Below are 13,456 nucleotides of genomic sequence, written 5' to 3'. Positions count from 1 at the left end.
TCGGGGTGTTCCGCGGAGGTGGCGGCGCGATTGCGGCGACGACGGCGGCGAACCGGCCGGAGGGTGTCCGGCCGTCCGAGCCCACCCGGCACCCTGTCATCAGGGCGGGTTGGGACGGGAGTTCAGGCGTTCGTCGCGGACTTCCGGTGCCGGCCGCGCAGCGGGCACCGGGCGCACGAGGACACCAGGATCACCTCGTACCGCGACGAGGGAACGACAACAGCGGTGCGGTAGCGCACGACTGGTCCTCCCTCTCTCGTCACGGGGCACGCCACCCCACGGACCGCGGCGGCGTGCGACTGCGGGGCGAGTCTAGGGAGCCCGGGCGGCGCGGGTCACCCGGTTTTCCCGCCCGACGCCGGTCGGCCACGGCGGCACCCGCCGGGCGGCTCCCCCGGGAAGGCACCCACCGGGCGGTCTGCCGGAGAGGCGACGCCCGCCGAGGGCGCCGACAGCCGAGGGGCCGCCGACAGCCGACGGTCAGCGGCGGGCCTCACCCACCGGCGCGAGCCACGGCCAACCGCCGGGCCGCCTCAGTGAGTTCGGCCTGATCAGCGGCTGCGGCGAAGCTGAGGCGCAGGTGGGCGGCCGGCGGCTCGGCGGGGAAGTAGCGCCGGCCGGCGTTCACGGCGACACCGTGCGCCCGGGCCGCGTCGGCGACGGCGGTGTCCGGCTCCGAGGACGGCAGACGCACCCACAGGTGCAGCCCGCCGGACGGCAGGCCGGCGACCGTCCAGTCCGGCAGCTCCCGGGCGAGCGCGTCGGCCAGGACGGTCCGGCGCTCGCGCAGCGCGGTGGCCAGGGTACGCAGGTGACGGTCCCACGCAGGGTTGCTGACCAGTTCGACGGCGGCCTCCTGGAGCGGGCGGGCGACGAAGAAGTCGTCCACCAGCCGCATGCCCCGGAGCCGTCCCATGACCGGACCCCGGGCGATCACCGCGCCGATCCGCAGGCTGGGTGAGGCGGCCTTGGTCAGTGAGGTCAGCTGGACGACGGTGCCGTCCCGGTCGTCGGCGACCAGCGGGAGCGGCACCGGGCGGCCGTGACCGAGGTGCCGGGCGAAGTCGTCCTCGATCAGGAACGCCCCGGCGGCGCGGGCGACGTCGACGACCTGGCGGCGGCGCTCGGGGCTCAGCACGGTGCCGGTCGGATTGTGGAAGGTCGGCTGGCAGTAGAGCAGCCGCGCTCCGGTCATGGCGAAGGCGTCGGCGAGCAGGTCGGGGCGGATGCCGTCGTCGTCCATCGGGACGGGCACCGGGCGCAGGCCGGCAGCGCGGGCCGCCGCGAGCGCGCCGGGGTAGGTGGGCGACTCCACCAGCACCGGACCGCCCGGCGCCGCGATCGCCCGGAAGAGCATCGACAGCGCCCCCTGCCCCCCTCCGGTGACCAGGACGTCCTCGGGGCCGACTCCAGCCCCGGCCTGGCGGGCGAAGATCGCGCGCAGGGGAGCCAGGCCGGCGGCCGGGGCCCGGTGCCAGGCGTCCGGCCGGCGGGCCGCTCGGGCGAGTGCCGCGCCAAGTGCCCTGGTGGGCTGGAGATTCTCGTGCAGGTAGCCGCCGGAGAGGCTGATGGTGCCGGCCGGGAGCGGGGTCGACGATCCGTCGGGTCCACCGGGTTCGGCCCCGGGGTCGGCTCCGGGAACGTGCGGGCGGCCGGCCAGGGCGACCGCCTGCCACGAGGTGTCGGCGGCTCCGCCGCTCTGCCGGGGCCGCCGGACGGCCACGAAGGTGCCGCTGCCGGGGCGGGTCACCACCGCACCCTCGGCAGCCAGCAGGGCGATCGCGCGGGAGACGGTGACCGGGCCGACCCCGTGACGGGTGATCAGGTCGCGGCTGCTGGGCAGCCGGTCGCCGGGCCCGAGGGCGGCGATCTCGGCCCGGAGGATCGTCACGAGCATCTCAGTACTGCTACCGTCTGACATGAAGAATGAGAATAGCGCTTTCACCCGCAGCCCGGAACCGCTTCTCGATCTCGCCGCCCTCCGGGCCGACACCCCCGGCTGCGAGTCCGTGATCCACTTCAACAACGCCGGCTGCGGTCTGCCGGCCCGCCCGGTGCTCCGCGCGATGGTCGACCACCTGCACCTGGAGGCCGCGATCGGCGGCTACGAGGCCTCCGCCGCCCGAGCCGCCGAGGTCGCCGACTTCCACGCCTCCGTCGCCGAGCTGATCAACGCCCGGCCGGGCACCATCGCCTTCGCCGGCAGCGCGACCCACGCCTACACCAAGGCGCTCTCCGCGATCGACTTCCGGCCCGGCGACGTCGTTCTGACCACCCGCAACGACTTCGTCTCCAACCAGATCGCCTTCCTGGCCCTGCGCCGGCGCCACGGCGTCGAGATCGTGCACGCCCCCGACCACGAGGACGGCAGCGGCGTCGACGTCGAGGCGATGGCCCGCCTCATGCGGGCGCGGCGGCCGCGCCTGGTGGCCGTCACCCACGTGCCCACCAACTCCGGCCTGGTCCAGCCGGTGGCCGAGATCGGCCGGCACTGCCGGGAGCTGGACCTGCTGTACCTGGTGGACGCCTGCCAGTCCGTCGGCCAGTTGCGAGTGGACGTCGAGGAGATCGGTTGCGACCTGCTGACGGCGACCTGCCGCAAGTTCCTGCGCGGGCCCCGTGGTTCGGGCTTCCTGTACGTCTCCGAGCGGTTGCTCCGGGCCGGGTTCGAGCCCTTGTTCATCGACATGTACGGCGCGCGCTGGACGGCCCCCGACGCCTACCGCCCGGTCGACACCGCAGCCCGCTTCGAGGAGTGGGAGTTCCCGTACGCCGCCGTGCTCGGCTGCGCGGCAGCCGTCCGCTACGCGCTCGAGGTCGGCGTCGAGCCGGTGGCGCGGCGCACCCCGGCGCTCGCCGCCCGGCTGCGCGAGCGACTGGCCGACGCCCCCGGGGTGCGCCTGCTCGACCGCGGACGGGCGCCCGCCGCGCTGGTGACCTTCGCGGTGGAGCTGTGGCAGGCCGGCCCCTTCAAGGCGGCGCTGGACGCACAGGGCATCAACTCCGCACTGAGCCACCGCGAGTTCGCGCAGTTCGACTTCGCCGACAAGGACGTCGAGTGGTGCCTTCGCCTGTCGCCGCACTACTACAACACCGAGGACGAGGTGGACGCGGTCGCCGACACCGTCGCCCGGCTGGCCCGCCGTGCACCGGGCGGTGTGCGATGACGGACGCCCAACTGACGGCGGCGACGGCGGACGGCGCGACCGGGGCACCCCCGGCGAGCCTGTGGCGCAACGGCGACTTCCTCCGGTTCTGGCTCGGCGAGACGGTGTCACTGCTCGGCACCCAGGTCACCAACCTCGCCCTGCCGCTGACCGCCATCAGCGCCTTCGGCGCCACCGACGAACAGGTCGGCCTGCTGCGCTTCCTGCAGCTCGCGCCCTACCTCGGACTCGCCCTGCTGATCGGCGTCTGGACCGACCGGGTGCGGCGGCGCCCCGTCATGCTGGCGGCCAACCTCACCCGGCTGGTCCTGCTCGCCCTCGTCCCCCTGCTGTACTGGTGGCACGCGCTCGACCTGCCCGTCCTGCTGGTGATCGCCTGCGCGGTCGGTGTCGCCTCGGTGGTGTTCGACGTCAGCTGGATGTCGTACGTCCCCGTGCTGGTGAAGAGCCCCGCGCACTACGTGGAGGCCGGCGCCAAGATGGGCGCCGGCTCCTCCGCCGCCGACGTGGCCGGCCCCGGCCTGGCCGGCCTCCTGGTGTCGGCGCTCACGGCCCCGGTGGCCCTGGTGGTGGACGCCTGCTCGTACGCGGTGTCCGTGCTGACGCTGCTGCTGATCCGCACGCCCGAACCGCACCCGGAGCCGGCCGCCGAGCGGCACCTGCTCGCCGAACTCCGGGAGGGCCTGGGATGGGTGATGGGCAACGACGTCCTGCGGGCGCTCGCGCTGATCGGCTTCTGCTGCAACTTCTCCATGGTCACCGTCTGGACGATGTTCCTGCTCCACGGGACGAACGACCTCCACCTCGGCTCGGCCGCCCTCGGCGCCGTCTTCGCCACCTCCTCGGTGGGCGGGCTCCTCGGCGCGCTGATCTCCCGCCGGGTGGTCGCCCGGTTCCCGCTCGGCCGCGTCTACCTCGTCGCCCAGTCCGCGCTGCTGCTCGGGCCGAGCCCGATCGCCCTGGCGGCCGGCCCCCGCCCGGTGGTGATCGCACTGTGCGTGCTCTCCTTCTTCACCACCTACCTGGGGCTGGGGGTGGCCGGGGTCGTGATCGTGAGCCTGCGCCAGGCCATGACGCCGCAGTCGATGATGGGGCGGATGACGGCGGCGTTCCGCACCCTGCTGTTCGGCGGCGGCGCGCTCGGCGGTCTCTGCGCCGGCCTCCTGGCGGGTCGGATCGGCGCCGAGGGCGCGTTGCGGGTGGCCGCGGCCGGCTCCGCCGCCGTGGTGATCGGCCTCTTCGTCTCCCCGGTCCGCCACCTGCGCGAGCTGCCTGCGGCGGCCGACGACGTGGGCCGCTGAACCCGGAACGGGCGGCCGGGACCCTGCCCGGCCGCCCGGACCGCACCCCGGGCGACGTCAGGGTGCGCTGCGGCAGGCCTCGCTCCCGGCCGGCGCGGCCGGCATCCTCGACCGGCGCCCCGACCGGCGGCGCCCCGGTGGGCGCCCCGCCCCGCGCGGCCGTCCCAGCACCACGCCCGCCAGGACCAGCAGCAGCCCGCCCGCCTGGAGCGGCCCCAACTCCTCCCCCGCCACCGCCGTGCCGAGCAGGACGCCGGTCAGCGGGTTGAGCAGCCCGATCAGCCCGACCGTCCCCGCCGGCAGGTGCCGCAGTCCGGCGAACCACGCCGCGAACGCCAGCGCGGTGGCCACCACGGTGACGTAGCCGAAGGCGAGCAGCTCCGGCAGGGCGGGTGCCGGCGGCGCCCCCTCGGCGAGCGCGGCCACCGGGAGCAGTACGACCCCGCCCGCGATCAGCTGCCAGGAGGTCGAGGCCAGGACGTCCGCGCCGTCGCGCCACCGCCCGGCGAGCACGTAGCCGCAGGAGGAGACCAGCATGGCCGCCACCGAGGCGGCCAGCCCGGGCAGGCTCACCGGGCCCGTCCGGGTGAGCACCATCAGTCCGACCCCGCCCAGGCCCACCAGTGCGCCGGCCAGGTGTGCGCGGGCGGGTCGTTCGGCCACCAGGGCCCAGGCGATCAGCATCATCGCCAGCGGGGAGGCCGCCATGACGGTCGAGGCGATGCTGGTGGCCAGCAGCTGCGAGGCGACGTAGAGCAGGACGAAGAAGACGCCCGTGTTGAGCAGCCCGAGCACCGCCGAGCGCCACCACCAGGCGCCGCGCGGCCGCCGTCGGCAGAGGGCCAGCAGGATCAGCCCGGCCGGCAGGGCCCGCAGGGCGGCGCCCCAGAGCGGGCGGTCCGCCGGGAGGAACTCGCGGGTGACGTAGTAGTTGGCACCCCAGGCGACCGGCGCGACGGCGGTCAGCAGCACCCACCGCAGATTCGCTTCCATGGAAGCAATATACCTTCCAAGGAAGCTATCCGGCTAGGATGGGGCCATGGAGCAGCAGCGCGAACCGGTCGGACCGCCGCCCGGAGCCCCGGACCACGTGGCCGCCATCCAGGCCGAATGGCGACGGGAGCGGCCCGACCTCGACGTCTCGCCGCAGGCGGTGATCGGCCGGCTGCACCGCCTCGCCGCCCGCCTCACCGACGAACTCGGCCTGGTGTACGGCCGCTACGGCCTGAGCGAGGGCGAGTTCGACGTGCTCGCCGCCCTGCGCCGGGCCGGTTCCCCGTTCGAACGGGCGCCCGGCGAGCTCGCCGCCCACACGATGGTCACCACCGGCGCCATGACCAAGCGGATCGACCGCCTGGAACGGGCCGGCCTGGTCACCCGCCGCCGCAGCGACGAGGACGGGCGCGGGCGCGTGGTCGCCCTCACCCCGGCCGGCCGCCGGCTGATCGACGAGGCCTTCACCGCCCACATGCGCAACGAGCACCGCCTGCTGGAGCTCCTCACCCCGCAGGAGGCGGGCACCCTGGAGGGCCTCCTGACCGCCTGGCAGCACCGCCTGGACCACCCGCAGCCACCCACCGCCGCCGTTCGCTCAGGGCGCCGGCATCGGCCCCGGCGGCGTCAGTCCGGTGTCGTCCAGGATCCGGTCCACGCTCTGTTCCAGCGTGCTGTCCTGGCCGATGACCCGCTCCACACCCCCGGGCAGCAGGTCGCCCCCGACGTACCAGCCGGTCATCTCCTCCGAGGTGAACTCGGTGGCCTGCGGCCGCAGGGCGTGGCGGTTCAAGGTCTCCACGAGGTCGACGTCGAGGTAGTACAGCCGGGTGCGGCCGCGGTGGTCCGCGGCCAGCCGGCCCAGCATCGGGCCGTAGCGCGCGGCGGACAGGATGCCTTCGACGACGACGTGGAAGCCGTGGTCGAGGGCGTAGCGGGCGACGGTGTCGATCAGGCCGATCGCGGCCGCGCCGTCCGTGTCCCGCTCCCGCAGCACGGTCCGGCGCAGGTTGTCCTGGCCGACCAGCGCGAGCCCTCGCCCGTACCGGGCCCGCAGGGCGGCCGCGATGCTCGACTTGCCGGATCCGCTGTTGCCCCGCAGGACGATCAGCACGGTGTGCTCACTCCCCGTCATCTGCACCACGCTAGTGGACGGCCCCCGGGGCGTCAGTCGTTCCGCTGCCACCGGGTTGCGCACGAACCGGACCGCCGGCGGGCGCGCCGGGGCCCACCGCCCCGCCCGCCCGACACCCCGGTCCCGGGAGCAACCGCGCGCCGCCGTCAGTGATCAAGATGTGATCGACCGGTCATCAGTTCGACTGCAGTGATCACTACGGTATCGGCGTGAACACCAGCGACAACATCCCCGACCAGGACCGACCCGAGCCCCGGAAGCCGGTCTGGCCCCGCAACCTGGCACTCGCGCTCGCCGCGGCGGCGGTGGCGTTCGGGGCGATGAAGGCCGTCGAGCCGCCGTCCGAGGACGCCGGGGGCGGCACACCCCCGGCGGCGGCCCCGGCCGTCCCCCCGGCCGCACCGAGCCCGACCGCGCCGTCCGCCGGCGCGCAGTCCGCGACCACGCCGCCCGCGGCCGCCGAGTCCCGGCCGGCCGTGCCGCTGGAGCAGGCGTTCCCCGCCGAGGTGAGGGCGGACTCGGGCACGGTCTATACCAAGGTGGCCGCCAAGACCCTGGACTCCTGCACGTTCCAGGACTCCGTCGGCCCCCGCCTGATCTCGATGATCAAGAGGAGCAAGGGCTGCGTGAGCCACCAGGTCGCGCTCTACAAGGACGCCCGGAACAACCAGTTCAACCTGTCGGTCTTCACCATGCGGGAACCCGCCGACACCGTGCACCTGGTCACCCAGCTGGCCATGGCGTTCGACGACTACCAGGTGGGCGCCCAGGCGCCGCCGCCCGGCTCCGGCCTTCCCACGCTGGCACCCGACAGCGGGATGATCCAGGCCTTCACCGGCACCGGGCGCGCGATGGTGGTGGGCCTGGGCCAGTGGTCGGACGGACGGCAGAGCGACTACCAGGAACTCACCGACCGCCTCGATCCCCTGCTGAAGGGCGTCACCGCCAACGTCTCCGCCCACGAGACCCGGAGCTGACCGCCGCCCCCGCACCGGTCCGGCCGAATGCGGGTGATCCCGCACCGTGGCACGCGGTACCGTCCGCCCCATGGCGGAGCTGTGGTGGGACATCGTGCTGATCGGCGGGGCCTCGGGCATCGGGAAGAGCCGGGCCGCCGCGCGGCTGGCCAGGGAGGCGGGCGCCTTCGTGGTGGAGTTCGACGACGTGGTCAGCGCCGTCCAGGAGATCACCACAGCCGCCCAGCACCCGGGGCTGCACCACTTCGACGACCTCGCCGGCGCCGAAGGCCTGTCGGTCGAACGGGAGTTGGAGCTGCAGATCGCCACCGCCCGGGCGCTGGAACCCGCCGTGCTCGGCGTCGTCCGCAACCGGCTGACGGTGGACGTGCCCGCTGTGGTCGAAGGCGACTATCTCACCCCGGCCGCCGCCGCCCGGGCCGTCGAGGCGGGCCGGGCGGCCGGGCGGCGCGTCCGGGCGGTCTTCCTGCACGAGCCGGCCGCGGCCCGGATCACCGCCAACTACGCCGCCCGCGAGCCCGAGTGCGGCGTACAGGCGCGGCGGGCGCAGGTCGGCGCCCGGTACTCGCGGTGGCTCGCGGAGCAGGCCCACCGCCATGCCCTCCCGGTGGTCGCCTGCCGCCCCTGGGACACGCTCGCCGCACGCCTCGACGAAGCGCTTCGCCCGCCCCGGGGCGAGGCTCCGGCCGAGGTCCCGGCCGGGGCCCCGGCCCCGGCGGTCCGTCAGAGCGGCCGGGTGTCGTAGGCGTCCCGGGCGGCGAGCACCTCGGGCATGTTCTCCTCGGCCCAGGCCTTGATCGCCCGCATCAGCGGCAGCAGGCCGGCCCCCAGCGGAGTCAGCGCGTAGTCGACCCGGACCGGCACCGAGGGCGTGACGGTGCGGGTGAGCAGGCCGTCGCGCTCCAGGGCGCGCAGGGTCTGGGTGAGCATCTTCTCGCTGACCCCGGCCAGTCGGCGGCGCAGGTCGCTGTAGCGCTGCGGGCCGTCGGCCAGGGCGTTGACGAGGAGGCTGACCCATTTGTCACCGATCCGGTCGAGCAACTGCCGGGCCGGGCACTGCGCGAGATAGGCGTCGAAGCCGGCGCGCTCGGCCGAGCGGCGCTGAGCGGCGGTCATGGTGGCCATGGGCTCTCCTCCCCGTGCGGTACGCACTTCGCGGTGCGTGCTTCCCGCTGGAGGGCAACTCTCCCTAGCGTGGGGGCCGTTGGCAAGCCCGGACCTCCGGGCCTTCCACAGTCCCCGTTGTCGTTCCCCCGAGGAGTGCGCCATGCGCGCCGTCGTCGTTCGCAGCAATGCCGGTCCCGAAGCCCTGGAGCTGGTGGACGTCCCCGTGCCCGAGGTCGGACCGGGCCAGGTGCGGATCCGGGTGGCGGCCGCCGGGGTCAACCCGGTGGACGCCGTGACCCGGTCCGGGGCCCTGCTGGCGGCGGGGCTGATGGCACCGCGCGAAGTGACCGGCCTGGGCTGGGACGTGGCCGGGGCGGTCGACCGGGTGGGCACGGGGGTGTCCGGCTTCGGCCCGGGCGACCCGGTGATCGGCCTGCGCGACCGCCTGGACGTCTCCCTCGGCACCTACGCCGAGTACGTGGTGCTGGACGCCTCGGCGCTGGCCCCGGCCCCGGCCGGGGTGCCGGCGGTCGAGGCCGCGACCCTGCCGCTGAACGGACTGACCGCCGCCCAGGCACTGGACCTGCTCGACCTGCCCGCCGGCGGCACGCTGCTGGTGACCGGCGCGGCCGGTGCGGTGGGCGGCTTCGCCGTCGAACTCGCCGCCCTCCGGGGCCTGCGGGTCGTGGCGATGGCCGGCGAGGCCGACGAGGCGCTGGTCCGGGGGCTGGGCGCCGACCGGTTCGTGCCGCGCGGCACCGCCGATCCGGCCGCCGCCGTCCGGGCACTCGTCCCGGGCGGGGCGGACGGCGCCCTGGACGCGGCCCTGCTCGGGGTGGTCGCGCTCGGCGCGGTCCGCAACCGGGGGGCCTTCGTCAGCGTGGCCGGCGGCGCACCGCAGGGCCTGCGCGGCATCCGGGTGTCCACCGTCTGGATCGCCGCCGACGGCCGGGCACTCGCCGAACTGTCCGCCCTGGCCGCCGACCGGCGGCTCACCCTGCGGGTGGCCGGCACGCACCCGCTGGCGCGGGCCGCCGACGCCCACCGCCGGCTGGCCCGCGGCGGCCTGCGCGGCCGGCTCGTCCTGGTGCCCTGAACCACCCCGGGCCGGCCGCCGGTCCGGGCTGCCCGAGGTCTCGAACTACCTTCGCCCCGTGTACCGTTGGCGGAGCCAGGCGAGTGCGCCGAGCAGGCCGACCACGCCGCCCGCGCAGAGCTTGACGGCGCCCTTGGCGAGCAGCCAGCCGATGCCGGGCGCCGTCCAGCCAAGCCAGTGGAAGACGGCCAGCAGGACCGCGACGGCACCCAGCGCCGCCAACGCGGTGGCGGCCACCGCCGCCCCGGTGGACAGTTCCCGCTCCTCGGTCGCCGTCGCCTGCGTATCGGTCGTTCCCCCATGATCCATGAGGGCGATCCTACGTCGGCCTCAGCGCGGGGCGTGGTGGGTGTCGCCGCTGTGCTCGCCGGTCTCGTGGTCGGGGAAGCTGACGGCCAGGGTGACGCGGTACTCGTAGACGTCGTCGCGGTGCCCGGGCACGCGGGCCCAGGCCAGCGAGTGCACCTCGGCCTCGGGCGCCTGCCGGCACCAGGCGGCGGCCTCCTCCAGGGCCCGGGCCGCCGAACGGCCGGTGCACACCACGGCGGTGTACGCGGCGACGGCGACGTCGCCGCCGCTGCGCCCCGCCCGCGAGACCGCGCGGACGGCGGCCGCGGCATGGGTCAGGTCACGGGCCAGGTCGTCCACCACGCGAGGCGGCGCCGGGAGGACCACCGGCCCCTCCGCCACGGTCTCCGGCAGGTTCGTGCTCACCGTCTGGGCCTCCATCCGCCTGGTCACGGGATCCGCCGGGTGCGGGATCCACCTGGTCACCGGCCCAAGGATGCCGGGCGACCGTTCCTGGCATGACCACTTTCACCAGAACATCACCCGTCCGGGGAGCTGATGGTGGAGAGCTCGACACCGAACACCCCGCACTGGTAAAGGACGTTCACCGCATCGGACCTGGTCAGGACCACCCGCCACGGGCGCCGCCCGGAGCCCGCCCGGACGTGCGCGCACCACCCCCGCACCCCGGACCGCCCGTTCGGCCGCCGGACGCGCCGGGTTCACCGTCGTGACGCAGTCGTACAACTCCCGTTGCGGGAACGGGAAATACCGGCCGGGCCCGACCACTAGGATCCCTTCGATATCGCAGTCCGCCGCACCGGCGGGCGCCAGTCGAGGGGGTCCCATGCAGCTCAAGTCACCGGTCCGGTACGACCGTCGGCAGCTCTGGCTGCCCGCGCTGGCCCTCGCGGCCGTCGCCGTGGCCGGCTGCTCGTCCTCCGGCGGCGGGGCCACCGCGGCGCCGCCGCCCACCACGCCCGCGGCGACCCCGACGGCGCCCACCGCGTCGACCCCCGCCGGATCGACGCCGCCCGGATCCACCGCGCCCACCGCCTCCGCGCCGGCCCCCACCGCCGCCGGCACGCCCAGCACCGCGCCCGCCGCCCGGCCGGGTGACGCCTGCACGCTGCTGACCTCGCCCCAGGTCATCGCCGCGGTGGGCACCGGCGGCCCGTTCCGGGGCACCCACCCCGACCCGGCGAGCGACGGCAGCCCGGTCTGGGGCTGCACCTGGGGCTCCTTCCAGTCGTACGCCTCCATCCGCGAGACGAGCCCGACCGCCCTGGCCGCCGCCAGGGCGAACGGCGAGCTCCAGGTCACCCCGCTGCCGGGGGTCGGGCAGGAGGCGGTGCTGTCCCAGCGCAAGGACGGCACCCACCCGAGGGTGCTCTTCCTGGCCGGCGGTCGCGCCTACGCCGTCGAGGTGGTCAAGGACCGCGGCCCGGACGACGAGGTCAACGCCCCGGCCGAGGCGCTCGCCGAGGGCGCGCTGGCGATGGTGCTGGCCAAGCAGCTCACGGGCTGAGCCGCCCCGGCCCCGGTCCGGCGGAGGAGCGGCGCAGGAGCTGCGGAGGACGACCGGGGAGACGCCGGGCGGCGCAGCCCGTTCCCTCCGGGGCGTGAACGGCGCCGGGGCGGGGGCTGCGGGCGGATGCGGGCACGGCGCGGGCGTTCACAGAATGACGCCACGGCGCCGTACCCGTACTCCCCCGACAGCCAAGGCGGACCGTATGAGCCGACTCCACCCATCCCCGCCCCCGGGCGGCCCGCGCAGCGCGCCGGCAGGCCGTCCTGCGGTGCCCCGAACACCGGCGGCCCGCACCGGTACGGCCCTGCTGAGCGGGCTGGCGCTGCTCGCCCCGGCCGTGGCCGGCTCGCTGGCCACCGCGACACCCGCACGGGCCGACAACCCCACCGTCTCGGTGAACAGCCTGCGCACCGGCTGGGACGCGGCCGAGCCGGGCCTGGGCCCCGCGCAGGTCTCCGCCTCGGACTTCGGCCGGCGCTGGTCCACCGCCGTCGACGGCGCCGTCCTCGCGCAACCGCTGGTCGCCGGTTCGACCGTGGTGGTCGCCAGCGAGACGAACCACGTCTACGGGATCGGCGCGGCCGACGGCCGGATCCTGTGGCAGCGCGCGCTCGGCGCGCCCGTCCCGTCGTCCACCGCCTGCCTCTCCCCCGGCACCGGCATCACCTCGACGCCCGTGTACGACAAGGCGACCGGCACGGTCTACCTGGTGACGAAGTCCTCCGAGGGGGGCGCCCACTTCTCGGTGCACGCGCTGGACGTCGCCTCGGGCGCCGAGCGCAGCGGCTGGCCGGTCCCCATCCAGGGCTCGCCGGTGAACAGCCCCGGGGTGCCGTTCGACCCGGGCACCTCGGCGCAGCGCGCCGGGCTCCTGCTGCTGGACGGCGCGGTGTACTTCGGCTTCGCCTCGGACTGCGGGGTCGGCACGTACGTCGGCGTCGTCGGGGGCGTCAACACGAGCTCCCGCAAGCTCACGCTCTGGTCCACCGAGTCCGGCTCCGCCTCGCAGAACGCGGGTGTCTGGATGAGCGGCGGCGGCCTGGTCTCGGACGGCGCCGGGCGGATCATCCTCGCCACCGGCAACGGCGCCGGCGCGGGCTCCTCCCCGCCCAAGGGTCCTGGCGACAAGCCGCAGGGCCACTTCGCCGAGTCCGTCGTGCGGCTGGGCGTGAACGCCGACGGCAGCCTCGCCCCGAAGGACTTCTTCAGCCCGACCAACAACCGGGACATGGACCACGGCGACGTGGACCTGGGCTCCGGCGGCCCGGCCGCCCTGCCGTCCGCCTTCGGCACGGCCGCCCACCCGCACCTGCTGGTGCAGGTCGGCAAGGACGGCCGGATCTTCCTGCTGGACCGCGACCACCTGGGCGGCATGGGCCAGGGCCCGAACGGCACCGACGGCGCGGTCGGCACGACCGGCCCGTTCAAGGGCGTCTGGGGCCACCCCGGGGTCTGGGGCGGCGACGGCGGCTACGTCTACCTGGTCGAGAACTACGGCTCGCTGCGCGCGCTCAAGTACTCGGTGAACGGCGCCGGGAACCCCCAGCTGACCAGCGCGGGCACCAGCGCCGAGGGCTTCGGCTACGCCTCCGGCTCACCCGTGGTCACCTCCAACGGGACGGTCTCCGGCTCGGCGCTCGTCTGGACCGTCTATTCCGGCACCGGTCCGGGCGGGCAGAACGGCGAGCTTCGGGTGTACGACCCGCTGCCGGTCAACGGCACGCTCAAGCTGCGCCGCAGCTTCGCGCTCGGCACGGTGAGCAGGTTCTCCGTCCCCGCCACGGACGCCGGGCGGGTGTTCGTCGGCACCAAGGACGGGCACCTGGTCGCCTTCGGTCGCGCCGCTTCCTGACCGCGGACC

The 13,456-nt window shown here is 75.4% G+C and carries 13 protein-coding genes and 1 pseudogene; 8 read left to right on the top strand and 6 right to left on the bottom strand.

From position 1 onward, the window contains the following. Positions 1 to 493 precede the first annotated feature (493 nt). Entirely contained in the window at positions 494 to 1,921 is a 1,428-nt protein-coding gene (locus ACFVYI_RS28295; protein ID WP_387890668.1) for a PLP-dependent aminotransferase family protein, read from the bottom strand. Here ACFVYI_RS28295 and ACFVYI_RS28290 point away from each other — a divergent pair. Next, entirely contained in the window at positions 1,920 to 3,167 is a 1,248-nt protein-coding gene (locus tag ACFVYI_RS28290; RefSeq protein ID WP_387890665.1) for an aminotransferase class V-fold PLP-dependent enzyme, read from the top strand. The two genes, ACFVYI_RS28295 and ACFVYI_RS28290, sit on opposite strands and share 2 nt — an antisense overlap. After that, positions 3,164 to 4,468 (top strand): MFS transporter, encoded by a 1,305-nt coding sequence (locus tag ACFVYI_RS28285; protein WP_387890664.1) that lies wholly within the window; start codon positions 3,164 to 3,166, stop codon positions 4,466 to 4,468. The genes ACFVYI_RS28290 and ACFVYI_RS28285 overlap by 4 nt, the downstream gene beginning before the upstream one ends. Positions 4,469 to 4,525: 57 nt before the next feature. Here the strand turns inward: ACFVYI_RS28285 and ACFVYI_RS28280 are convergent, their stop codons facing one another. Further along, the gene (locus ACFVYI_RS28280) at positions 4,526 to 5,461 is read right to left on the bottom strand and encodes an EamA family transporter (protein WP_387890663.1); all 936 of its coding nucleotides are present in this window, start codon (positions 5,459 to 5,461) and stop codon (positions 4,526 to 4,528) included. A 46-nt stretch (positions 5,462 to 5,507) separates the two neighbouring features. On the opposite strand from ACFVYI_RS28280, the pseudogene ACFVYI_RS28275 reads away from it, so the two are divergent. Then, positions 5,508 to 6,038 (top strand): annotated as a pseudogene (locus ACFVYI_RS28275) (MarR family winged helix-turn-helix transcriptional regulator); the annotation flags it as partial. A gap of 21 nt (positions 6,039 to 6,059) precedes the next feature. Here the strand turns inward: ACFVYI_RS28275 and ACFVYI_RS28270 are convergent. Next, positions 6,060 to 6,596, bottom strand: a complete 537-nt coding sequence (locus tag ACFVYI_RS28270) for an AAA family ATPase (protein ID WP_387890661.1) — start codon at positions 6,594 to 6,596, stop codon at positions 6,060 to 6,062. Between the two features lie 209 nt (positions 6,597 to 6,805). Here ACFVYI_RS28270 and ACFVYI_RS28265 point away from each other — a divergent pair, with 209 nt between their 5' ends. Both ACFVYI_RS28265 and ACFVYI_RS28260 read left to right on the top strand, forming a co-directional pair. Next, positions 6,806 to 7,573 carry a hypothetical protein gene (locus ACFVYI_RS28265; protein WP_387890659.1) on the top strand — a complete coding sequence of 256 codons (768 nt, stop codon included), beginning with the start codon at positions 6,806 to 6,808 and terminating at the stop codon, positions 7,571 to 7,573. A 70-nt stretch (positions 7,574 to 7,643) separates the two neighbouring features. Next, positions 7,644 to 8,318, top strand: a complete 675-nt coding sequence (locus tag ACFVYI_RS28260; RefSeq protein WP_387890656.1) for an AAA family ATPase — start codon at positions 7,644 to 7,646, stop codon at positions 8,316 to 8,318. Here the strand turns inward: ACFVYI_RS28260 and ACFVYI_RS28255 are convergent. After that, entirely contained in the window at positions 8,297 to 8,698 is a 402-nt protein-coding gene (locus tag ACFVYI_RS28255) for a winged helix-turn-helix transcriptional regulator (protein WP_387890654.1), read from the bottom strand. The two genes, ACFVYI_RS28260 and ACFVYI_RS28255, sit on opposite strands and share 22 nt — an antisense overlap. A 142-nt stretch (positions 8,699 to 8,840) precedes the next feature. On the opposite strand from ACFVYI_RS28255, the gene ACFVYI_RS28250 reads away from it, so the two are divergent. Continuing rightward, positions 8,841 to 9,776, top strand: a complete 936-nt coding sequence (locus tag ACFVYI_RS28250) for an NADP-dependent oxidoreductase (RefSeq protein WP_387890651.1) — start codon at positions 8,841 to 8,843, stop codon at positions 9,774 to 9,776. Between the two features lie 45 nt (positions 9,777 to 9,821). On the opposite strand, the gene ACFVYI_RS28245 is transcribed toward ACFVYI_RS28250, so the two are convergent. Continuing rightward, complete coding sequence (locus ACFVYI_RS28245; protein WP_387890649.1) at positions 9,822 to 10,085, bottom strand: hypothetical protein; 264 nt, start codon at positions 10,083 to 10,085, stop codon at positions 9,822 to 9,824. 21 nt (positions 10,086 to 10,106) lie between these two features. Continuing rightward, the gene (locus ACFVYI_RS28240) at positions 10,107 to 10,490 is read right to left on the bottom strand and encodes a hypothetical protein (RefSeq protein WP_380577156.1); all 384 of its coding nucleotides are present in this window, start codon (positions 10,488 to 10,490) and stop codon (positions 10,107 to 10,109) included. Between the two features lie 421 nt (positions 10,491 to 10,911). On the opposite strand from ACFVYI_RS28240, the gene ACFVYI_RS28235 reads away from it, so the two are divergent. Further along, positions 10,912 to 11,592 (top strand): hypothetical protein, encoded by a 681-nt coding sequence (locus ACFVYI_RS28235; protein ID WP_387890648.1) that lies wholly within the window; start codon positions 10,912 to 10,914, stop codon positions 11,590 to 11,592. Between the two features lie 271 nt (positions 11,593 to 11,863). Further along, entirely contained in the window at positions 11,864 to 13,447 is a 1,584-nt protein-coding gene (locus tag ACFVYI_RS28230) for a PQQ-binding-like beta-propeller repeat protein (RefSeq protein WP_387890645.1), read from the top strand. Positions 13,448 to 13,456: the final 9 nt, after the last annotated feature.

It is taken from the genome of Kitasatospora sp. NPDC058218, from assembly GCF_042882445.1.
Taxonomy (GTDB): Bacteria; Actinomycetota; Actinomycetes; order Streptomycetales; family Streptomycetaceae; genus Kitasatospora.
The sequence above is the reverse complement of the archived record's forward strand: the minus strand, read 5'-3'. Positions and strand labels throughout refer to the sequence as shown.